Below are 20,180 nucleotides of genomic sequence, written 5' to 3' on the forward strand. Positions count from 1 at the left end.
CGCCGGCAGGAGATCCGCAGGTACGTCCCGAGGCGCCGTACGCGCGCCCGCCGCCGCCTCGCCAGGGCGGGTCCCGACCCGGACCCGCATAGTCCAGGGCACCCCCCGCCCAGCCCGAGGGGGCCGCCGCCCCTCCGTTCAGGCACGTTCCGACATGTCATGAAGGAGGGATAGGACAATGCCGCAATGGCAAGGAACCCGAGCGCTGGTCACCGGCGCCAGCGGGTTCATCGGATCGCACCTCGCGCGCAGGCTGGAACTGCTGGGCGCCGAGGTGCACGCGGTGAGCAGGCGACCGCGACCGCGGACCGGAGCCGAGATCTGGCACCGCTGCGACCTGCGGGAAGCGGGGCCCACCGCCGACCTCCTGGGAACGATCCGGCCCGGCCTGATCTTCCATCTGGCCAGCGAGGTCACCGGCACCAGAGACGTCGGCATGGTCAGGGCCATGCTCGACGGCAACCTGGTCGCCGCGGTCAACCTGCTGACGGCCGCGGCGGGACAGCCCGTGAAGCTCGTCTTCGCCGGGTCCGTCGAGGAACTGCGCTCAGCGGATTGCGTGCCGCACTCGCCGTACTCCGCGGCCAAGTCCGCGGCGTCGATATACGCGCGGCTCTTCCACCACCTGTGGTCGGTGGACGTGTCCGTGCTGCGCATCGCCATGGTGTACGGCCCCGGCCAGCGTGACACCGCCAAGCTGGTGCCGTACGTGACCACGGAGTTGCTCAACGGGCGTGCCGCCCGGATCGGCAGCGGCTCCAGGCTGGTCGACTGGATCTACATCGACGACGTGATCGAGGCGTTCATCGCCGCCGCGGAGAGCGACAGGGCCGCCGGCGGCATGTACGACGTGGGCAGCGGGGTGGGAGTGTCCATCAGGGACACGGTCGAGCTGCTCCATCGTCTGGCCGCCAGCCCGCTCACGCCGCAGTACGGCGCGCTGCCCGACCGGCGGCTCGAACGCGCCCACATCGCCGACCTCGGCCCGACCGGGGCGGCGCTCGGCTGGCAGCCCAGGACGCCGCTCGTCGACGGGCTGAAGAACACGATCGCCTGGTACGCCGACCAGCAGCACAGGAAGTCCTGACCAGAGAGAGGTGGCAGACCGGCGACCCCGGCCTGCCACCACTCGACCGGCCGTCAGACGGTCCGCGCGGCCTGCTCGGACTGAGGAGCGGGACGGAGCCTGGCGAGCTGGTACATGCTCATGCCGAACATCAGCACACCCAGCGGCACGTGCACGGTCTTCACCCCGGCGATGCCCAGGGCGATCTGCGCCAGCGTGAGGGCGAAGAACACGGCGGCGCCCAGGATGGGCCGGGGCGAACCGCCGCCCGGCCGCCACGCGAGGACGGCGGCGAGCAGGTGCACCAGTCCCACGGCGAAGATCGTGTAGGCGGAGGCGCTGTGCAGCGCCAATCCGCTGGGGGTGGTCAGCAGCAGTCCCGCGGTGATCGGGGCGGCGAACAGGGCGACGGTCTGCAGGATGAGCGCGACTCTCAAGAACACGGGGTGACTCCTTAGGTTTCTCCAGCACTCCGACGACACAGCATGGCGAAATGTCAGGAACGCACCTTCCGCGGGGTGGTAGTTGGCCGAAGGTGGCCTACCTGCGCCGGAACGCTGGCGTGGTGGCAGCCCGTGGGCGAAGATGACGCGGTGGGATCTCCCTTGCGGAACTTATTCGTCGACGGACCCAACTCCGTAGCGGCCAAGGCGCGGGCGCGCCGCTGGCGCTGGGTGGCCGAAAGCTTCCCCGACCTGGGCGACATGAACGTCATCGACCTCGGCGGCACCGCCACCGCCTGGATGCGCGCCCCGATCAAGCCGGCCGCCGTCCACGTCATCAACCTGGCCCACGAGGACCAGGAGTTGCCGAGCTGGCTCAGAACCGAGGTGGGCGACGCCTGCGACCTGCCCAAACGCATCCTGAGCAGCGACTACGACCTAGTCTTCTCCAACGCGGTGATCGAGCACGTGGGCGGCTACGCCAGGCGGCAGGCGTTCGCGGACGCGGTGCACTCGCTGGCGGGGCGGTTCTGGGTGCAGACGCCCTACCGCTACTTTCCGGTCGAGCCGCATGTGCTCTTTCCCTTCTACCAATTCCTGCCGCTGAACGTCAGGGCGCGCATCAACCGGCGCTGGCCGCTGGTGCACACCAAGTCCCCCGACTGGGCCGGAGCGCTCCAGGACGCGCTGGAGATCGAGCTGATCGGCCGCGCGGAGATGAAGCTGCTCTTCCCCACCGCGCGGATGCGGGCCGAGCGGGTGGCGGGGCTCACCAAGTCGCTGATCGCGATCAAGGCGTGACGGTCGCGGCCGGGCTGGCCAGCGCCGGACCGTGGGCGCGGGCCTTCCACGCTCCGGTGTTCGCCACGTTCGAGGAGCTTTTGGAACGTTGCGACGCCGCGCGCGGTCCGGCCTGGTGCCGGGGGTCGGCAAGCGCACGGTCCACCAGATGTACGGCCCGCACGGCGAGCTCCGCCTGGCCGCGGTGTAACGGGGTCATCCGCCGCCCGATTACCTAAAGCTGACTGGGAGGGGCATGTGGGGGATTCGGTCGTCAACCTGACCGTGCACGGCATCGGCGAAACCTGCCGGACGCTCGATCCCGGCGAGGATCTGACCTGGGTGAGCGTGGAACGTTTCGAGCAGGTCATGGACGCGGTGGTGAACCGGCCGGACGTGCGGGTCACCTTCGACGACGGCAACGCCTCCGACCTGGAGATCGCGCTGCCGAGGCTGCTGGAGCGGGGCCTGCACGCGGAGTTCTTCGTGCTGGCCGGCGAGCTGGGCAAGCCGGGCCGCCTGGACGAGGACGGGGTGCGCGCGCTGGTGGCCTCGGGGATGCGGGTGGGCTCGCACGGCTGGGCGCACCGCGACTGGCGGCACGTCTCGCCGCGCGAGTCGGAGCAGGAACTGGCCCAGGCGCACGCGGTGCTGAGCGAGGTGTCGGGACGCCGGGTGACCAGGGTGGCGATCCCGTTCGGCTCCTACGACCGCCGCGTGCTGGCCAGGCTCAGGCAGGCGGGGGTGACCCGGGCGTACACCAGCGACGGCGGCAGGGCCAGGGCGGGCGGCTGGCTGCAGGCGCGCACCAGCCTCAAGCACGACCTGGACGGCGCGTGGATCGAGCGGGTCCTGCACGCCAGGACGTCGCCGCGCGATCTGGGCGCCCGGCTCTACAAGAGGACGCGCGGATGAAGCGGGTCGCGGTGGTGATCGTCACCTACAACAGCGCCGACGTGATCGACGGCTGCCTGCGCTCGATCGTGGCGGGCTCCGAGGGCGTGAAGCTCATCGACGTGGTGGTGGCCGACAACGCCTCCAAGGACGACAGCGTGGCGCTGGCCAAGGCGGGCGGGGCCCGGGTGGTGGAGGTGGGCTCGAACGCGGGGTACGCGGCGGGCGTCAACGCCGCCGTGGCCGCGCTCGACCTGGACGAACTGGACGCCGTCTACCTGATCAACCCGGACTGCCGGCTGCGGCCGGGTTCGATCCTGCCGCTGGCCGAGGCGGCCTGGCGGGGGATCGCGGCGCCGTACATGGTGAATCCGGACGGATCGCTGCAGCCGTCGCTGCGGCGGATGCCGTCGCTCGGCAGGGCTGCGGTGGAGGCGGCGATCGGCGGGATCAGGGCGGGCCGGCTCGGCAGGCTGGGCGAGCTGGTGACGCACCCGAGCGAGTACACGCAGGCGCGCGAGGTCGCCTGGGCCACCGGCGCGGCGCTGTGCATGTCGGCGCGGATGCTGGCCGAGCTCGGGCCCTGGGAGGAGTCGTTCCTGCTCTACAGCGAGGAGACCGAGTACTGCCTGCGGGCCGCCGACCACGGCTGGGCCACCTGGTACGAACCGGCGTCGGTGATCGAGCACATCGGCGGCGACTCGGCGGTCAACCCGTCGCTGGCCGCGTTGCTCATGGTCAACAAGGTGCGGTTGTTCCGGCGCCGACGCGGCGCTCTGGCGGGCAGCCTGTACTTCCTCATCGTGCTGCTCGGCGAGGGCGCGCGGGCGCTGACCGGGCGCAGGACCTCGCGCGAGTGCGTGACCTGGCTGCTGCGGCCGTCGCGGCGCTGGAAGAGCCTGCCGCAATGAGGTTGCTGCCCTTCCACGAGCTGACGCTGGAGCAGCTCGACACCTGGCAACGGCTGCGCGCGGCCGATCCGGCGATGGACAGCCCGTTCTTCCATCCGCGCTTCGCCGGGGCGGTGCACGCCAGCGGGCAGGCCGTGCACGTCGCCGTGGGCGAGGACGCGCTGCTGGCCTGCCACCTCTCCGGCTCGACGCTGCGGCCCGCCGGGTGGCCGGGTGCGGACTTCCAGGGGCCGCTGGTGGCGCCGGGGGCCGTCTTCGAGCCGCTCGGGCTGCTGGGGAAGGGGGTGACGGCGTTCGAGTTCGATCATCTGGTCGAGGGGGCGGCCGGGTTCGACCGGTGGACGATCACTCGGCGGGCCTCGCCGTACGTGGAGGTGGAGGGCGGGCTGGACGGCTATCTGGCGCTCGCGTCGAAGGCGGGCAAGGACAACATGGGGCAGGCGCGCAGGCGCGCCGCCAAGGCCGGGCGCGAGCTGGGATCGGTACGCTTCGCCGCCGACAGCCTGGACGAGGAGGCGCTGGCGCGGGTGATCGACCTCAAGCGGGCCCAGTACCGGGCGACGGGCGCGCGCGACTACTTCTCCGAGCCGGGCCGCGCGGACCTGCTCAAGCTGCTCCTGCACACCCGCGAGCCGGACTTCTCCGGCATCCTGTCGACCCTGCACGCCGGCCCGCACCTGCTGGCGGCGCACTTCGGGATCAGGTCGGGCGGGGTGCTGCACTGGTGGTTCCCCGTCTACGACCCCGGGCACGCGAAGCTCGCGCCGGGCTGGATCCTGCTGCGCGAACTCGTGCTGGCCGCGCCGTCCCTGGGCGTGACCCGCATCGACCTGGGGCGCGGCGACGACGAGTACAAACGCCGTGCCAAGACGGGCGAGACGAGCGTGGGCCAGGGCCTGGTCACCCGCAATCCGGTACGGCGGGCCGCCCGCACCGCCCTGGAGCGGGCCAGGCCCACGCTGAGCCGGGTCAAGCGGCGGCTAACGTAGCCGCCGCTCCAGCGGCCGTTCGACATACCGGTACAGCGCCCACGACAGGACCAGCGCGACCGCGAGCATGCCCACGACCGCCGCCAGCACGACGGGAACCGCCCGGTCAGGGCCGACCAGCCGCCCCGCCACCCTGATCACCGGCTGGTGGACGAGGTAGAAGGCGAAGGAGACCTCCCCCAGCCACACCATGGGCCGCGAGGCCAGGAACGAGACCCGCTCCCCCAGGTTGTCACTCGTCGCCGCGGCCCCGATCAGCAGCGCGAACGGCCCCGCCGTCCAGGCCACCCATCCCCAGCGCTCCCACACGAACGGCACGGTGGCATAGGCCGCCAGCGCGACCAGCGCCGCCACCGGCAGCCCCGGCCCCCGCCACCGCCCGGAGGCGACCAGCAGCGCCAGCGCGATCCCCAGCGCGAACTCCAGCGCCCGCGTCACCGGGAAGATCCAGACGAACCAGTAGGCGACCTCGTCACCCATCGGCTGCGACAACAGCGGCACCGCCCAGATGCCGGCCAGCAACCCGCCCGCCACCCACCCCATCCGCCCCTCGGGCACGCGCCGCAGCAACGGCAGCAACACCGGGAAGGCCGCGTAGAAGGCGAGCTCACAGGAGAGCGACCAGGCCGGTGTGTTCCCCCCGAAGTAGTACGCCTCGACCGGCACCCAGCTCTGCAGCAGCACCAGCCCGCTCAGCGCCGGTCCGGCGGAGACGGCGGCGCCGGAGACGGCCAGCAGCGCCAGCACGGCCAGCCACGTCAGGACGTGATTGGGCAGCACCCGCGCGGCCCTGCGCCGCCAGAAGACGCCAGGGGAGGTGCCGGGCCGCGCCGACCACGTCAGCACCATCCCGGACAGAATAAAGAAGAAGGGGACGCCGGCGGCGCCCGCGGAGAAAAGGGCGGACAGCACCGCCTTCAACGCCGGGTCGCTGGTCAACCCGGCCGCGTGGATATGGAAACCGAAGACCGCGAAGGCGGCGATCCACCGTAAGCCGGTCAGTGAATCCAGCCGCTTGCGAGTTGCTACGAGCTCGCTCATCACCCGTAAATATCACGACCTGCCGTGTCTCGTAACGTTCCAAGCGCACCTGTCGATATCCGAGACGTGGGCGGGGGGATGCGCTGCCCTTGCTTGTCTGGGAGGGCAGATGAGGATCAGCGTCTTCGGCCTCGGGTACGTCGGTTGCGTCTCGGCGGCGTGCCTGGCTTCGATGGGCCACGAGGTCGTCGGAGTGGACGTCAACCCGGACAAGGTGGACCTCATCTCCCGCGGGCTCGCGCCCGTGGTGGAGGAGCGGATCGGCGAGCTCACGCTGGAGGTGGTGCAGGATGGCAGGCTGCGCGCCACCACCGACGCGGCCCAGGCCGTGGCGGCCAGCGACCTCTCGCTGATCTGCGTGGGAACGCCGTCGGCGGCGAACGGAAGCCTGTCGACGGCCTTCCTGGAGCGCGTGGCCGAGCAGATCGGGCGGGCGATCGACGGGACCCGCAGGCACACGGTCGTCTTCCGCAGCACCATGCTGCCGGGCACCTGCGCGGACCTGCTCATCCCGATCCTGGAACGCGCCTCCGGGCTGAAGGCGGGGACGCATTTCGGAGTCGCGGTGAATCCCGAGTTCCTGCGCGAGGGCACCAGCGTGCGCGACTTCTTCGACCCGCCGAAAACGGTGATCGGGGAATCCGATCGCGAGACGGGAGATCTGGTCGCCGCGTTATACCAGGATTTACCCGGCGAGATATTCCGCGTTCCGCTCCCCGTCGCCGAGATGACGAAATATGCCGACAATGCGTTCCATGCGATGAAAATTGGTTTCGCCAATGAGATCGGCGCCGTCTCCCAGGCCCTCGGCATCGACTCCCACCGGGTCATGGACGTCTTCCTGGCCGACAGGAAGCTCAACGTCTCCCCCGCCTACCTGCGCCCCGGCTTCGCCTTCGGCGGCTCCTGCCTGCCCAAGGACCTGCGCGGTCTCGTCTACGCCGCGCGCCGCGCCGACGTCTCCGTGCCGCTGCTGTCGCACGTGCTGCCCGCCAACGAGGCGCACCTGCAGCGCGCCCTCGACCTGGTCATCGCCGCCGACCGGCGCAGGGTCGGGCTGTTCGGGCTGTCGTTCAAGCCGGGCACCGACGACCTGCGCGAGAGCCCGCTCGTCGAGATGGCCGAGCGCCTGCTCGGCAAGGGCTACGACCTGCGCATCTACGACGCGAACGTCACCCTGTCGCGGCTGATGGGCGCCAACCGCGCCTACGTCGAGCAGCGCCTGCCGCACCTGGCCGACCTGCTCACCGACTCCGCGCCGGAGGTGCTCGACCACGCCGAGGTGTGCGTGGTCGGCTGCAAGGACCAGGCCGTGCTCGACGTGCTCGCGCACGCCGGAGACCGCCCGGTCGTCGACCTCGTCCGCCTGCCCGACGCCGAGCGGCGCCGGGCCCAACCTGGATACGTGGGCCTTGGCTGGTAGGAAAGCGCTGATCCTGGTCGAGAACCTGTCCGTGCCGATGGACCGGCGCGTCTGGCAGGAGTGCACGACGCTGCGCGAGGCGGGCTGGGAGGTGCACGTCATCTGCCCGCAGGGCGCCAAGCAGGACACCGAGCCGCACGCGGTGATCGACGGCGTCACGATCCACCGCTACCCGCTGACCGCCGCGACCGGCGGCCCCAAGGGCTATCTCAAGGAGTACGGCACCGCCCTGTGGCACACGTTCCGCCTGCTCGGACGCGTGGGCCCGGTCCACGTCGTGCACGGCTGCAACCCGCCGGACTTCTTCTTCCTCGTCGCCCTCCTGGCCAAGCTGCGCTGGCGCAGCCGCTACGTCTTCGACCAGCACGACCTCATCCCCGAGCTGTACGAGTCCCGCTTCACCCGCGGCCGCGACCTGCTCTACCGGGCGGTCTGCCTGCTGGAGCGGGCCACCTACCGGGTCGCCGACGTCGTCATCGCCACCAACGAGTCCTACCGGCAGGTGGCACTCACCCGCGGCGGCAAGCGCCCCGAGGACGTCTTCGTCGTGCGCAGCGCCCCCGTCGTCGAGCGCTTCCACCAGGTGCCGCCCGAGCCCGCGCTCAAGAAGGGCCGCCCGCACCTGCTGTGCTACCTGGGCGTCATGGGCCCGCAGGACGGGGTGGACTACGCGCTGCGTTCGCTGGCCAAGCTCCGCGACGAGGTGGGGCGGACCGACTGGCACGCGGTGTTCGTGGGGGGCGGTGACACGTTCGAGGCCATGGTCGAGCTGTCCAGGACGCTCGGGCTGGACGACGTCGTGGAGTTCACCGGCCGCATCCCCGACGCCGACCTGCTCCGCTACCTGTCCACGGCGGACGTCTGCCTGGCGCCCGACCCGCTCAACCCGCTCAACGACGTCTCCACCATGAACAAGATCATGGAGTACATGGCGATGGCCCGGCCGATCGTCTCCTTCGACCTGCGCGAGGCCAGGGTCTCGGCGGGCGAGGCGGCCCGGTACGCGCCGCCGAACGACGAGTCGGAGTTCGCCAAGCTGATCGCGTTACTGCTGGACGACCCGGACGAGCGCCGCAGGATGGGCGAGATCGGGCAGGCCCGGGTGTCGGGGCCGCTGTCGTGGGCGAACTCCCGCACCGCCCTGCTGGCCGCCTACGAGGCCGCCGTCACCCGCCGGTGAGCCACCCCATGAGCCCAACCAAAGCCCACCCCAACAGCCCAAGCACAACCCGCCGCACGAGCCTGACCACGACTCACCCCACGAGCCGCCTCACGCGCCGCACGGCAAACCGCCTCACGCGCCCCGCCACAAGCCGCTTCGCGTGCCTCCTCACGGGCCGGCCACCGAGCCTCCTTGCGGGCCGCCCCGTGGGGCCGGCCGCGAACCGCGCAGGTATGAGCCTGTCGTGGGTTGTGTCTTGAGGTCAGCGGCTGCTGGTGTCCGTGCCCCACTCGGCGGGACGGCCGCGCCGTACCCGGGTCAGGAGGCGGTCGGCCAGGAGGACGGCGAGGTAGCAGGCGGCGTCGAGCACGCTCACCCGGCGGGCGCGCAGCAGCGCGCCCAGGTCGCCCAGCCGCAGCGGCACCGCGTTGACCGGCCGGCCGAGTTCGGCGAGCTGCCGGTTGCCCAGCCGCACCCGCACGCGGCGCCGCAGGTGCGCGCGGACCGAGCGCGCGGGCCGCACCACGGAGGTCGCGCCGTCCACCACGACGCGCTCGTGGGGGGCGAAGCTCGCCTGCACCCAGCCGTCGTCGGACAGCACGTCGGGCAGCGGGAAGACCCGCGCGTGCCCCTCCTTGCCGAGCGCGTAGACGCCGACGCCCGCCAGCGCCCGGTGCGGCGCCACGAGCGCGTCGTGGACCCGGTGCACCCGACCGGCCACCCACGTGGCGCCCGCCAGGTCCCACACGGGCCTGGGCGCGGCGGCCAGCACACCCGGCCGCGCCAGCGCGGCCGCCAGCGCGCGGGCGGAGTCCGCGTCGAGCCCGACGTCGGCGTCGGCGTAGACCCGCGGAAAGGTACGGCAGGCCGCGTCCCCCATCCGCAACGCGTTGGCCTTGCCCGCGACCGGCGTCTCCAGCACCCGGACACCGGGCCGGGCGGCGGCCCGCACGGTGGCGTCGGTGCAGGCGTTGGCCACCACGATCACGTCGAACTCCCCCTGAGCCGCCCCGTCGAGCAGCCGGTCGAGTCCGGCCGCGATGACCGCTTCCTCGTTGTGCGCGGGGATGACGATGCTGGCGACGGGATTCACCTGTCGTTCCCTTCGGAAGGCCGACCATGAGAGTAGAGCGGACCACCCTGGACGGGGTCCTGCTGTTCGTTCCGACGCCCCACCGCGACGATCGGGGCCTGTTCACCCGGACGTTCGACAGCGTGCTGGCCGCCGAGCACGGGATCGACGCCGCCGCGTTCGTGCAGGACAGCCAGTCGCGCTCGCGCCGGGGCACGATTCGCGGAATGCACGGGCGGGCGGGGCGCGGGGAGGCCAAACTGGTGAGGTGCGCGCGCGGAGCGGTCCGTGACATGCTCGTCGACATCCGGCCGGGCTCGCCGACGTTCGGCGGGAGCCTGGCGGTGACGCTCGACGACGAGAGCTTCGTGACCCTCTACGTGCCCGCTGGATTCCTCCACGGTTTCCAGGCCCTGACCGAGCAGACCGACGTCTGCTACCGCATCGACCGCGAGCACGACCCGTCGGAGGACCTCTCGGTCCGCTACGACGACCCGGACCTCAAGATCGACTGGCCGCTGCCGGCCACGGCGGTCAGCGCGCGCGACCTCGCCGCCGGTTCGTGGGCGCGCCTGCTCGACCGCCTGACCTGAAGGAGTGGCTGCGATGCGACGGTTGTTCAAGCGCCTGCCCGCGCTCGCCGCGCTGGTGTGCGCGCTGGCGGCGTGCACGGCCGCGGGCGGGCAGGTGCCGTCGAGCGGCGCCCTGACCCCGCGGGGCGGGCCGACGGTCACCGTCACCGTGACCGCTTCGGCGAACACGCCGTCCCAGCCGACCGCCACCGGCACCAGCGCCACCACCGGCAAGCCGCAGCCGACGCCCGACTCCACGAGCAAGCCCACCTCGCTGGGCCCGCGCCAGGTCGTCACCCCGGACGGCCGCGTCTGTCCCGACCATCCCACCGCCGCCTGCACGGGTGTGCCGCCCGGCACCAAGCTCACCGAGGCGGTGCTCAACGACAGCGGCCAGGCCCACCGCGTCGACATGGCGGGGCGGCGGCTGGACCGCGTGCACATCAAGGGCGACCTGGTCGTCCTGGCCGACGACGTGGTGATCACCAACAGCGTGATCGACGGCCGCATCCTCAACGAGAAGGACAGGAAGCTCAAGCGCTTCACGATCAGCGACAGCACGGTCGGCCCCGCGCAGGGCTGCGACAGCCTGCCCGCGATCGGCGACGGCGAGTTCACCGCGGTCCGCGTGCACGTGCGCAACCACGGCGACGGCATCCGCTTCTCCGGCGACGACATCGTCGTCCAGGACTCCTTCATCGACCTGTGCTCCAACCCGAAGGACCACTCCGACGGCATTCAGGGCTACTACGCCAGAAGCAACCTGGTCTTCGACCACAACACGATCGACCAGCGCGACGTCCCCGACCACAACGCGCCGATCTTCATCCCGCGCACCCAGAACCCCGACGTCGAGAACGTCGTGATGACCAACAACCTGCTGATGGGCGGCACGTTCAGCATCCAGCTCTGGGACATCGGCGGGTACGTGATCTTCCGCAACAACCTGCTCGTCGACAACACCTGGGACTACAAACCGGCCGAGGTCGAGTGCGCCACCGTCGACTGGCGCGACAACCAGCTCGTCACCATCGACGACTCCTACCGGGTGACCGGGGTGGTCGGGCCGCTGGAGTGCATGGGCTGAGCCTCCTGTCTGGCGACGCGCAGCAGCGCGCCGCAGGTTCCGATGAGCAGGAACATCAGGCCGGTCACGGTGGCGAAGGCGAGCAGGTCGAAGGTGGCCGAGGCCACGATCGGGGCCAGCATGACGCCGGCCAGCGTGAGTCCGAGGTCGCGTACGTGCGGGTCCTTGCTCAGCCGCCTGGCCCAGAGCCCGGCCGCGATGGCGAAGGCCATCATGAGCACGTAGACGGCGACGCCGAGCAGCCCGAGGTCGATGGCGGTCTGCATGTACTGGTTGTCGAACACCTGATATTTCGGGAAATACCAGCTACCGGTGCCGCGCCCCAGCCACAGGTGCCGCTCGATCTCGGCCACGGCGATGCCGTAGTCGTGGGTGCGGTACTGCACGCTGGAGTCGGTGAAGAAGTTGACGAACAGGTCGAGGAAGGTGCCCAGCAGGCCGGGCACCGCCACCTTCATCACCGCGAGGAACCCGGCGAGCACCGCCAGGGCCCGCAGCCGCCGCTTCCACGTCCACCCGCACACCAGCACCGCGGCGATCGCCACCAGGCTGAGCACCGCCGAGCGCGAGACCGAGAACATCAGCCCGCCCCCGATCAGCGCCGTGCACGCCCACCAGCGCAGGTACGGCTGGCCCAGCGCCTTGGCCCGCAGCGCGTAGTGCGCCGCGATCGGCAGGAGCATCGCGCTGATGACGCCGAACTCGATCGGGTGCGCGGTGGTCGCCGACACCCTGCGCACCGAGCCGCGCTCGAAGACGTACAGGTCCTCCCAGCTCAGCCGGAGGCCGGGCAGCACCATGTAGCGCGTGATGTCGAAGCCGGTCATGAACTGGATCGCGCCGATGACGCCGATGATCGCGCCGCCTGCCACCGCCGCCTTCAGCACGAGGTTCAGGCGCTCGATCCCGCGTACGCCGTCGCAGACCAGCAGCCCGATGCCCAGGTTGGCCAGCAGGAGGAAGAGGTTCTGGTCGGCCAGGTTCAGCTCGTCGGAGGGCAGCCAGTGGTAGGTGCCGTAGCCGTAGCTGATGAGGTTCGCGGTGAAGAACAGGAACAGGCCCGAACGCGCCAGGTTGCGGCCCTTGGCCGCCCCGAGCGTGGTGGTGAGCTGGGTGAGCAGCCACAGGACCAGCCCGATCATGCCGATGATCGCCGCGGGCGTGACCGACAGCGGCAGCCCGCGCACGATGAGCGCGGCGGGCGTCGTCAGCAGGATCAGGATGTAGATGCACGCGACCGTGGCCCCGTCCGCGCGCGGGCCCGCGAACATGCCGTCCAGGTCGGCGACCTGGACGGGCCGGTGCCCGTTGAGGCTGGGCAGCCCGGCGGGCCGGAAGTCGATGGCCATGGTCAGGGCACCCGCTCGGGCAGGACCACCTCGGGCAGGCCCGCGTTCCCCGCCACCCGCCTGCGCCTGGCCAGCGCGATGCTCTCGGCGGCGTAGGCGGAGGTGAGCGCGGCCATGCCGCCGAGCGCCAGCGCCACGACCATGGCCCGCGACTTGCGGGCCAGCCGGGGCTCCGGGTCGGTGGGCGCCACCACGTCGGTGACCACGATGTACGTCGTGGCCGGGGCCGCGACCTGCACCTCCCGCTCGCGCAGCTCCACCCGCGCGCGGGCGCTGACCCGCTGCACCAGCTCGCGCGACAGGTCCGGCGACGGGCTCTCCACCTCGATGTAGACCAGCGGGCCGTTGGCCATCGCCTCCAGGTTGCTGCTGCCGTTGTTGACGCTCAGCTCGACCGCGCCGCCGGGCGGGGCGCCCAGTTCGGTGGCCACGTCGGGCGAGTTGAGCGCGGCGATGAGGATCGAGGCGGTGGCGGTCAGCCCGCGCTCGGTGACGATGAGCGGGTTGAGCTCCGGGTTGGGCTCCTTGGGGTTGTAGGGCAGCACCCCGCCGTTCTTGGGCAGGGTCAGGGCGATCACGGCGTTCGAGGCGTACTGCACCGGCACCGTGCGGTAGACCGCGAGCGAGGCGAAGATCGCCAGCGCGAACGCGGGCAGCACCACGTACCAGCGCCGGAACAGCACGCCGATCGTGCTCCAGAAGTCCATGGCGCCTCCGTCAGCCGCCGCGCTCGGTGGCCACGGCCTCTTCCGGCTCGCTGTCGTCCTCGGGCTCCTCCGTCTTCGCCTTGCCGTTGCCGTTGGAGCTGTCCTCGGCGACGACGGCGGGGAAGGAGTCGGTCGGCATGTCGTCCTCGTCCGACTCGACGGCGGGCGCGGGTTCCGGCCGCTTGTCCGGGATCTGCGCGTGCACCACCAGTTCCTTCTCCGGTACGGCCGGCGCCCGCTCCACCCGCCGCCTGGCCCGGCGGCGCTCCAGCCCGTACACGACGCTGATGCCCAGGAACAGCGCGAGCACGAAGCCCATCGCGGCGCCCATGACCTTGTCCATGGCGTCGGACTCGGGCGGCGTGGGCGGCACGATGTCCATGAGCACCACGTAGGTCGCGGTCGGCGCGCCCAGTTCCCGCTGGCGGCCGTCGAGCTCGCGGATCAGCCGCTCACGCGCCCTGGCCACGACGTCCGCCGACGCCTTGGCCGAGGTGCTGGTGGCCTCCACGTACAGGAACGGCCCGTCCATGCCGATGAGCCGCGGGCTGGTGCTGCCGTCGTTGACGACCAGTTCGGTGGGCCCGTCCTTGGGCGCGCCCAGCTCGACCCGCGTCTTCTCGACGCTCAGCGCGAGCACCAGCGTGGCGACGGCGGTGCTGAGCCCCTCGGTCTGGATGAGCAGCGGGTTGCCGCCGCCACCCGGGTTGACCGCGTTGCGGTTGACGACGCCGCCGTTGACCGGCGGCGACACCATCATGATGGTGCTCGACGTGTAGCGGACGGGGATGACGGCGAAGGTCGCCGCGGCGACGCCTACGGCGGCCAGGGCGACGGGGATCCCGATGCGCTTCTGCAGGAGGAGGCGCAGGAGCGCCTTCCAGAAATTCACGTGCCGGTCTCCCCCTCAGTGCCCGGGACGCAGGCCTCCAACACGGTTTCATCGTTCCAATCGGGCTTGTCGTTACATAGCACGCGCGGCTTCCGGTATCCGCTCAAGGTCGCCGGCCCGCATGAAGTCACCCAGCGTGATGTCGCTACACGCGGCGTCCACGTTCGGCGCGCCCCTCCCGGCCAGCACGTCGACGCGGCCGTGGCCGGACAGGTGAAGATCTCCCCCTTGAAGTGCTCCCCGCCCCAATTAATTGCTTATACCTCGGCAATATGGGGCCATCCGTTACATACCCGGAATGAGGCGCAGGAGGCGACGCGTACGGCGCCGCAACAGCATCCGCTGCCGGGCCGCGTAGTGCTTGTAGACCGCGGCATGGGCACGACGGCGCTGGTCGGCGTCCAGCCCCGCCTCGTCGGCGGCACGCAGCAGCTCGCGGGTGAAGATCACGTTGGCGAAGACGCCGCGCCACGTCGGCAGCTCGTGCCGCCTGGACATCTTCACCATGCGGGCCGGAATCCAGATGCGGGCCGCCAGCACCTCGTTGACGTGCGCCCACGGCCCGGCGAGGGCGTAGCGGGCCGCGGCCAGTTCGTCCTCGCGCACCAGGATCGGCCGGGGGATGCTCACCGCCACGTCGCGCCGCATGAGCCCATAGAGCGGGTCGATGATCGTGTAGCTCTCGGTCAGCAGCCGCAGCAGCTCGGCGAAGCGCTCGACCGGGTCGTCCGAGCCCAGCTCGGTGCCCTCGTAGCGGGCGGTGGTGGTCACGCCGTCCGTGGTGTACGCGGTCTGGTGCGTCACCAGGACGACCCGGGGATCGCGCTCGAACTCGCGCAGCACGCGCGAGACGTAGTTCGGCTCGATCCGGTCGTCGTCGCCGATCCAGCGGAAGTACTCGCCCGTCGACAGCTCCATCGCGGTCATGAAGTTGGGGATGGTCCCCAGGTTGCGCGGCTGACGGTGATAGAGCACGCGCTCGTCGGCGGCCGCCATCTCCCGGCAGATCTCCTGCGTGCCGTCCGTGGAGGCGTTGTCGGAGATGACCAGTTGGATGTCGGTGTGATCCTGGGCCAGGATCGATCGGACGGTCTCGGCCAGATGCTCGGCGCCGTTGTAGACGGGCAGGCCGATGGAGACGGTCATGACGCGACTTCCTTCTTCCCGAAAGAGGGCATCTTCCTGAGAACGGGCACGACGACAAGGGTGTAGACGAGCATGGCGGCGCCGCCCGCGGTGATCAGCTCGACCAGCGCCGGGGCGTCCACCAGCCGCTCGATCACGTACGCGGTGGCGGTGGCGAGCAGGGCGGCGAGCGTCGGGCGCACCAGCGAGGGCACGATGCCGCGCAGGTCCACGCCCGCCCTGCGCAGGAAGAACACGGCCAGCGGCAGCGCCGCGGCGACCGAGGCGACCGCCTGGCCGATGGCCGCGCCCCTGATGCCGTCGAGGTGGGCGCCGACGATGAGCGCGGGCAGCAGCACGAAGGCGTGGCCGAGGTTCATCCAGACCGTCGCCTTGGTAGCGCCCTGCGCGGTGAGGATGTCGTAGGTCAGCGCGACCAGCATCCTGACGACCATGACCACCGCCAGCCAGCGCAGCACTCCGGCCGACTGCCCCCACTTCTCGCCGTAGAGGAAGTCGATGAGCGGGTGCGCCAGGATCGCCATGATCACGGCGAATGGCAGGATCGCGGTGTAGAGCAGGGGTGTGGCCCGCCGTACGCCGTCGGACAGGCGTTCTCCGCCGTCCTCGGCCAGGCGGGAGAAGCCGGGGATGGCGACGTTCCTGATCGCGTTGCCGATCAGGCCCGGCACCCAACTGGAGACGTTGAAGGCGAGCAGGAAGTAGCCGAGCCAGTCCGGGCCCATGACCGCGCCGACCACGATGTAGCCGGCGTTGAGCAGCACGCTCTCCAGCCCTACGCCCGCCGCCGAGGGCAGGCCGAACTTCATCAGCTTGACCGCGATCGGCCGGTCGAAGGCGATCCTGCCGGGCAGCTTGGCCCAGAAGAAGACGATCACGCCGGTGATGACCGCGGCCACGACCTGGCCCCACGCGAAGCTGTAGGCCCCCGCGCCCGCCTTGGCCAGCGAGATCGCGACGGCCGCGTTGGCCACGAACCCGATCGCGATGGCGGTGGTCAGCTTGTCCTGCTCGAAGCGCCGCAGCATGGCGGCGCTGCGGACCGCGGTGAACGCCTCCACCAGGATGATCGCGGTCAGCAGCCGGACCACGCCGGTCGCCTCGGGCGCGCCGGAGGCGGCGGCGTAGTAGGGGGCGCCGAGCCAGAAGATCCCGTAGAGGATGATCGCGGAGACGAACGAGAGCAGGGTCGCGGTCGGCGTGACGTCTTCCAGCTTGCCGCGCCACTGCACGACCGCGGCCATGATGCCGAGGTCCTTGACCGTCATGACGAACGCGGTGGCGGCCATGGCCACCGCGAACAGGCCGAAGTCCTCGGGGGTCAGCAGGCGGGCCAGGACCAGGCCCATGGTGAACGAGCCGGCCCGGGTGATCAGGTTCCCGACCAGTCCCCAGCGCAGACCGCGTCCGGCCTGCTGACCAATGGATGTCACTGATGGTTCTCGCTCTCGTTGACACGTTCCAGCCAGATCTCCCGCCAGAACGGCACGAACTCGCGCGGGCAGTTGACGCTGTAAGCGCCCGCGCAGACGACGTCCTCGAGCGTGATGCACGGACTCTTCATGGTCAGTAACTCGCCTGTACGCTCGTCGACGCAGACCTCCACCCGTGAGCGGACCCTGGTCACCTTGCCGCAGTGCCTGGCCATCTCCTCTTCGAAACCGAGGCCCCTGTTGTTACGGTCGGCGTCCAGCGTCGCGAGGATGTCGGCCTTCGGGCGGATCCGCACGAGCTCCCCGGGTTTGAGGTCGAGCATGCCGGACGGGGTGCGCTTGAGCGTGCCGGGCGGCACGAAGCCCCAGTTGATGCCGTTCTTGATGCGCATCGGGCGGGGCAGCCGCCGCGAGAAGCGCTGCCAGTGGTTGAACAGCCCGACCAGGATCGTGCGCGCGGTCGCGAGCACCCCGGCGTTGCCGCTCTTCACGTCGGTCACGTACTGGCCGACGTCGCTGAAGCGCACGCACGTCGGCGCCGCGCGCAGCAGCTCGGTGGCCTGGCAGGAGAAACGGTCGAGACCCTTCAGCGTGTTGGCGTCCAGCAGCGGCAGCAGCTTCGGCGCCCGCCTGGCCGCCTCCTCCGGCTCCGCCGGCGTGACCTTCTTCAGCCACGCGTGCTTCCAGTAGAGGGAGCAGGCCGTCCCGCACCCGCCGTGCGCGCCGCCGTCACAGCGCGCCCCGGTCAGATGTACGGCATGCTCCATCCTGCGCATGCGCCCCTTCTCGATGGTGTCGCAGAGCTTGTGCGCCACCTTGTGCACGGTCATGCGCCGCCCGCAGTACTTGAGCATCTCCGGCATGAACGGCAGGCTGTCCAGCTCGCCCCGATCGTCCAGGGTGGCCAGGATCTCCTCTTCGCTCCGAACTTCCACCAGGTCCCCGACCCGGAGCTCCATCACGTCTTCTCCTTCAACAAGCTCGCGCCATGCAGCGCGACAGCGGCCTGGGCCACCGCCGAGAACGGCAGGTTCGCGCGCTCGGCGATGTCGAGCAGGGTGGTGTCGCCGTCGGAGAGGTTGAGCACCCATAACATCGCCATCTGGGCCTGTTTCGTGTCACTCCTTCCGCCCAGTGCTGAGTAGAGACCTCTCCGGCCTAGTTGCGGCTCGCCGTACGGGCTGAGGTTGAGGTAGGCCCGGTTGCCCTCCAGGACCTCGACGACCTGCTTGAGCGCGTCGAGGGTGTCAGCCATGGCCTCCTCGGTGACGAAGCCCGGGTTGTCGCCCGAGGTGTGGTACTCGGGGTAGCCGGCGTACGGGGTCCTGGTCAGGCCGCCGACCGGCAGGTTGAAACCGGGTGAGCAGTACTGGCGTTCGTCGTAGCCGTACGGCGAGAAGTCGTGCAGGGTGTGCGGTCGCTCGCGCAGCACGTGGGCGACGGCCCGGTCGATCTCGGCGTCGCCGCGCCTGCTGCGTTTGTACGTGAGCGGGCCGGGGTCGCCGGCGCAGGCCAGGGTGAGGCCGTGCTTGATCCGCTCGATCCGCCCGCGGTTGCGGGCCAGCCAGGTGATCGCGCCGATGGTGCCGGGCGCGAAGATGAACCGGTAGGTGTGGCGCGGGCTGACCAGGCTCTTCGCCAGCTCCACCGCGACCGCGACGCCGGCCAGGTTGTCGTTGGCCAGCGACGGGTGGCAGATGTGGCAGGAGATCAGCACCTCGTCGTCGAGCTCACCCGGGACGACGTGCTCGCCGTAGGTCAGGCTGCCGTCGGCCAGCGTGGAGTCGATGAGCACCTCGTAGGGGCCCTCGTCCATCGCGTCGAGCGTCTCCTGCGTGAGGCAGAAGCCCCAGGTCTCGCTGTAGTAGCTGGTGCGGTAGGGCACCAGGCCGGGCAGCGTGTGCAGCCTGGGGCGCAGCTCCTCCAGCGTGAACGTGCCGCGCACCGGCACGCTGTAGCCGACCACGTGCAGGTTGAGCCGCTGGAAGTCGACGACCTTGCGGCCGGCGGCGTCCTTGATCCAGGCGTCGCGGATGTTCCACTCCCGCGGCACGGTCCAGTCGAGCACCTCGGTGCCGGTCGGCACCTCGGAGACCGTCAGCGGCAGGTGCTCGCCGATGATCGACAACGTCTCGCGGACGCCGTCACCGGTGATGCTGCGGCAGATCGGATAAAGGCGCTCGACCAGTTCCTTCACGGGCGCAACGTCCCGTCCACGGTGCCCGCGCCCTGCCGGTCGGCCAGGCGGGCCAGGCGGGTGAAGCGGCGCTCGAAGCCGTGCTTGTCCAGGCCGTGCCGCTGGTAGGCGGCGACCAGTTCCGCCGCGCCCGCCGCCACCGTCCAGCCCGCCTCGAACTCCGGCATGGCCCGGCGGATCCTGGAGAAGTCCACGCGGTAGGAGCGCGGGTCGTTGCCCGCCTCGCCGGTGATCGTCAGCCGCGAGCCCGGCACCGCGTCGGCGACCTCCCGCGCGATCTCGGCCACCGTCACGTTGTTGCGCTCGGTGCCGACGTTGAAGGGCTGGTCGTGTACGGCCGCGCGCGGCGCGACCAGCGCGAGGGCGAACGCCTGGGCGATGTCCAGGGCGTGCACCAGCGGCCGCCACGGCGTGCCGTCCGACAGCACCCGGACCTCGCCGGTCAGGAACGCGTGCCCGACCAGGTTGTTCAGCACGATGTCGGCCCGCAGCCTGGGCGAGAAGCCGAAGGCGGTGGCGTTGCGCAGGTACACCGGCGAGAAGTCGTCGTCGGCCAGCTTGGCCAGGTCGTCCTCCACGCGCACCTTCGACTCGGCGTAGGGGGTGACCGGCTTCAGCGGCGCCTCCTCGCCGACCAGGCCGTCGCCGCCGGAGGCGCCGTAGACCGAGCAGGTGGAGGCGTAGAGGAAGCGGCGCACGCCGGCCGCCTTGGCCAGTTCGGCCAGCCGTACCGAGGCGTGGTGGTTGATGTCGTAGGTCAGCTCGGGCGCGAGCGAGCCCAGCGGGTCGTTCGACAGGGCCGCCAGGTGGACCACCGCGTCGATGCCGGTGAAGACCTCGGGCCCGGCGTCACGCAGGTCCACGGTGTGGCCGGGCGGGTCGTCCGGCGCCGGGCCCAGCACGCAGTCGGCGAACAGGCCGGAGTCCAGGCCGGTCACCTCGTGGCCCGCGGCGCGCAGGACCGGGGCCATCACGGTGCCCAGATAGCCTTGGTGTCCGGTCAGAAGTACCCGCAT

The 20,180-nt window shown here is 71.0% G+C and carries 20 protein-coding genes; 9 read left to right on the forward strand and 11 right to left on the reverse strand.

Annotation, left to right across the window (positions count from 1 at the left end):
* Nucleotides 1-178: 178 nt before the first annotated feature.
* Entirely contained in the window at nt 179-1,087 is a 909-nt protein-coding gene (locus ACIBEJ_RS19035; RefSeq protein WP_397184037.1) for an NAD-dependent epimerase/dehydratase family protein, read from the forward strand.
* 53 nt (nt 1,088-1,140) lie between these two features.
* Here ACIBEJ_RS19035 and ACIBEJ_RS19040 read toward each other — a convergent pair whose 3' ends face one another.
* Nucleotides 1,141-1,509: a hypothetical protein gene (locus tag ACIBEJ_RS19040; protein WP_397184038.1), complete on the reverse strand. Its 369-nt coding sequence runs from the start codon at nt 1,507-1,509 to the stop codon at nt 1,141-1,143.
* A 162-nt stretch (nt 1,510-1,671) separates the two neighbouring features.
* Between ACIBEJ_RS19040 and ACIBEJ_RS19045 the strand changes: the two genes are divergently transcribed.
* From ACIBEJ_RS19045 to ACIBEJ_RS19060, 4 genes are all read left to right on the forward strand, one after another.
* A complete protein-coding gene (locus ACIBEJ_RS19045) occupies nt 1,672-2,310 on the forward strand; it encodes a hypothetical protein (RefSeq protein WP_397184039.1) in 639 nt (212 codons plus the stop codon).
* Between the two features lie 237 nt (nt 2,311-2,547).
* Nucleotides 2,548-3,204, forward strand: a complete 657-nt coding sequence (locus ACIBEJ_RS19050; protein WP_397184040.1) for a polysaccharide deacetylase family protein — start codon at nt 2,548-2,550, stop codon at nt 3,202-3,204.
* Entirely contained in the window at nt 3,201-4,094 is an 894-nt protein-coding gene (locus ACIBEJ_RS19055; RefSeq protein ID WP_397184041.1) for a glycosyltransferase family 2 protein, read from the forward strand. Before ACIBEJ_RS19050 ends, ACIBEJ_RS19055 begins: the two co-directional genes overlap by 4 nt.
* A complete protein-coding gene (locus tag ACIBEJ_RS19060) occupies nt 4,091-5,083 on the forward strand; it encodes a GNAT family N-acetyltransferase (protein ID WP_397184042.1) in 993 nt (330 codons plus the stop codon). The genes ACIBEJ_RS19055 and ACIBEJ_RS19060 overlap by 4 nt, the downstream gene beginning before the upstream one ends.
* Here the strand turns inward: ACIBEJ_RS19060 and ACIBEJ_RS19065 are convergent.
* Nucleotides 5,075-6,124, reverse strand: a complete 1,050-nt coding sequence (locus tag ACIBEJ_RS19065; protein WP_397184043.1) for an acyltransferase family protein — start codon at nt 6,122-6,124, stop codon at nt 5,075-5,077. The two genes, ACIBEJ_RS19060 and ACIBEJ_RS19065, sit on opposite strands and share 9 nt — an antisense overlap.
* A gap of 109 nt (nt 6,125-6,233) precedes the next feature.
* On the opposite strand from ACIBEJ_RS19065, the gene ACIBEJ_RS19070 reads away from it, so the two are divergent.
* Nucleotides 6,234-7,547 (forward strand): nucleotide sugar dehydrogenase, encoded by a 1,314-nt coding sequence (locus tag ACIBEJ_RS19070; protein WP_397184044.1) that lies wholly within the window; start codon nt 6,234-6,236, stop codon nt 7,545-7,547.
* Nucleotides 7,537-8,727 (forward strand): glycosyltransferase family 4 protein, encoded by a 1,191-nt coding sequence (locus tag ACIBEJ_RS19075; protein ID WP_397184045.1) that lies wholly within the window; start codon nt 7,537-7,539, stop codon nt 8,725-8,727. Before ACIBEJ_RS19070 ends, ACIBEJ_RS19075 begins: the two co-directional genes overlap by 11 nt.
* A gap of 244 nt (nt 8,728-8,971) precedes the next feature.
* On the opposite strand, the gene ACIBEJ_RS19080 is transcribed toward ACIBEJ_RS19075, so the two are convergent.
* Entirely contained in the window at nt 8,972-9,802 is an 831-nt protein-coding gene (locus ACIBEJ_RS19080; protein WP_397184046.1) for a glycosyltransferase, read from the reverse strand.
* A gap of 26 nt (nt 9,803-9,828) precedes the next feature.
* On the opposite strand from ACIBEJ_RS19080, the gene ACIBEJ_RS19085 reads away from it, so the two are divergent.
* Together ACIBEJ_RS19085 and ACIBEJ_RS19090 are read left to right on the forward strand one after the other, a co-directional pair.
* Nucleotides 9,829-10,374 (forward strand): dTDP-4-dehydrorhamnose 3,5-epimerase family protein, encoded by a 546-nt coding sequence (locus ACIBEJ_RS19085; protein ID WP_397184047.1) that lies wholly within the window; start codon nt 9,829-9,831, stop codon nt 10,372-10,374.
* Nucleotides 10,375-10,387: 13 nt separating this feature from the next.
* Complete coding sequence (locus ACIBEJ_RS19090) at nt 10,388-11,440, forward strand: hypothetical protein (protein WP_397184048.1); 1,053 nt, start codon at nt 10,388-10,390, stop codon at nt 11,438-11,440.
* Here ACIBEJ_RS19090 and ACIBEJ_RS19095 read toward each other — a convergent pair.
* The 8 genes from ACIBEJ_RS19095 to ACIBEJ_RS19130 all read right to left on the reverse strand — a co-directional run bounded on the left by ACIBEJ_RS19095 (nt 11,395) and on the right by ACIBEJ_RS19130 (nt 20,180).
* Nucleotides 11,395-12,789 carry an O-antigen ligase family protein gene (locus tag ACIBEJ_RS19095; protein ID WP_397184049.1) on the reverse strand — a complete coding sequence of 465 codons (1,395 nt, stop codon included), beginning with the start codon at nt 12,787-12,789 and terminating at the stop codon, nt 11,395-11,397. The two genes, ACIBEJ_RS19090 and ACIBEJ_RS19095, sit on opposite strands and share 46 nt — an antisense overlap.
* A gap of 2 nt (nt 12,790-12,791) precedes the next feature.
* Nucleotides 12,792-13,496, reverse strand: a complete 705-nt coding sequence (locus ACIBEJ_RS19100) for a hypothetical protein (protein WP_397184050.1) — start codon at nt 13,494-13,496, stop codon at nt 12,792-12,794.
* Nucleotides 13,497-13,506: 10 nt separating this feature from the next.
* Entirely contained in the window at nt 13,507-14,388 is an 882-nt protein-coding gene (locus ACIBEJ_RS19105; RefSeq protein WP_397184051.1) for a hypothetical protein, read from the reverse strand.
* Nucleotides 14,389-14,673: 285 nt separating this feature from the next.
* Nucleotides 14,674-15,534: a glycosyltransferase family 2 protein gene (locus ACIBEJ_RS19110; RefSeq protein WP_397184052.1), complete on the reverse strand. Its 861-nt coding sequence runs from the start codon at nt 15,532-15,534 to the stop codon at nt 14,674-14,676.
* Nucleotides 15,531-16,967 carry a lipopolysaccharide biosynthesis protein gene (locus ACIBEJ_RS19115; RefSeq protein ID WP_397184053.1) on the reverse strand — a complete coding sequence of 479 codons (1,437 nt, stop codon included), beginning with the start codon at nt 16,965-16,967 and terminating at the stop codon, nt 15,531-15,533. Before ACIBEJ_RS19115 ends, ACIBEJ_RS19110 begins: the two co-directional genes overlap by 4 nt.
* The gene (locus tag ACIBEJ_RS19120; protein WP_397184328.1) at nt 16,964-17,926 is read right to left on the reverse strand and encodes a hypothetical protein; all 963 of its coding nucleotides are present in this window, start codon (nt 17,924-17,926) and stop codon (nt 16,964-16,966) included. The genes ACIBEJ_RS19115 and ACIBEJ_RS19120 overlap by 4 nt, the downstream gene beginning before the upstream one ends.
* Complete coding sequence (locus tag ACIBEJ_RS19125; protein WP_397184054.1) at nt 17,926-19,164, reverse strand: DUF4910 domain-containing protein; 1,239 nt, start codon at nt 19,162-19,164, stop codon at nt 17,926-17,928. Before ACIBEJ_RS19125 ends, ACIBEJ_RS19120 begins: the two co-directional genes overlap by 1 nt.
* Complete coding sequence (locus ACIBEJ_RS19130; RefSeq protein WP_397184055.1) at nt 19,161-20,180, reverse strand: NAD-dependent epimerase/dehydratase family protein; 1,020 nt, start codon at nt 20,178-20,180, stop codon at nt 19,161-19,163. Before ACIBEJ_RS19130 ends, ACIBEJ_RS19125 begins: the two co-directional genes overlap by 4 nt.

This window comes from Nonomuraea sp. NPDC050790, from assembly GCF_044456745.1.
Lineage (GTDB): Bacteria > Actinomycetota > Actinomycetes > Streptosporangiales > Streptosporangiaceae > Nonomuraea.

Bases quoted from the DNA above. Each gene is read 5' to 3' on its own strand.
- ACIBEJ_RS19060 (WP_397184042.1), top strand. From the start codon at position 4,091: ATGAGGTTGCTGCCCTTCCACGAGCTGACGCTGGAGCAGCTCGACACC.
- ACIBEJ_RS19035 (WP_397184037.1), top strand. From the start codon at position 179: ATGCCGCAATGGCAAGGAACCCGAGCGCTGGTCACCGGCGCCAGCGGG.
- ACIBEJ_RS19065 (WP_397184043.1), bottom strand. From the start codon at position 6,124: ATGAGCGAGCTCGTAGCAACTCGCAAGCGGCTGGATTCACTGACCGGC.
- ACIBEJ_RS19110 (WP_397184052.1), bottom strand. From the start codon at position 15,534: ATGACCGTCTCCATCGGCCTGCCCGTCTACAACGGCGCCGAGCATCTG.
- ACIBEJ_RS19055 (WP_397184041.1), top strand. From the start codon at position 3,201: ATGAAGCGGGTCGCGGTGGTGATCGTCACCTACAACAGCGCCGACGTG.
- ACIBEJ_RS19130 (WP_397184055.1), bottom strand. From the start codon at position 20,180: ATGCGGGTACTTCTGACCGGACACCAAGGCTATCTGGGCACCGTGATG.
- ACIBEJ_RS19090 (WP_397184048.1), top strand. From the start codon at position 10,388: ATGCGACGGTTGTTCAAGCGCCTGCCCGCGCTCGCCGCGCTGGTGTGC.
- ACIBEJ_RS19070 (WP_397184044.1), top strand. From the start codon at position 6,234: ATGAGGATCAGCGTCTTCGGCCTCGGGTACGTCGGTTGCGTCTCGGCG.
- ACIBEJ_RS19085 (WP_397184047.1), top strand. From the start codon at position 9,829: ATGAGAGTAGAGCGGACCACCCTGGACGGGGTCCTGCTGTTCGTTCCG.
- ACIBEJ_RS19095 (WP_397184049.1), bottom strand. From the start codon at position 12,789: ATGGCCATCGACTTCCGGCCCGCCGGGCTGCCCAGCCTCAACGGGCAC.
- ACIBEJ_RS19120 (WP_397184328.1), bottom strand. From the start codon at position 17,926: ATGGAGCTCCGGGTCGGGGACCTGGTGGAAGTTCGGAGCGAAGAGGAG.
- ACIBEJ_RS19100 (WP_397184050.1), bottom strand. From the start codon at position 13,496: ATGGACTTCTGGAGCACGATCGGCGTGCTGTTCCGGCGCTGGTACGTG.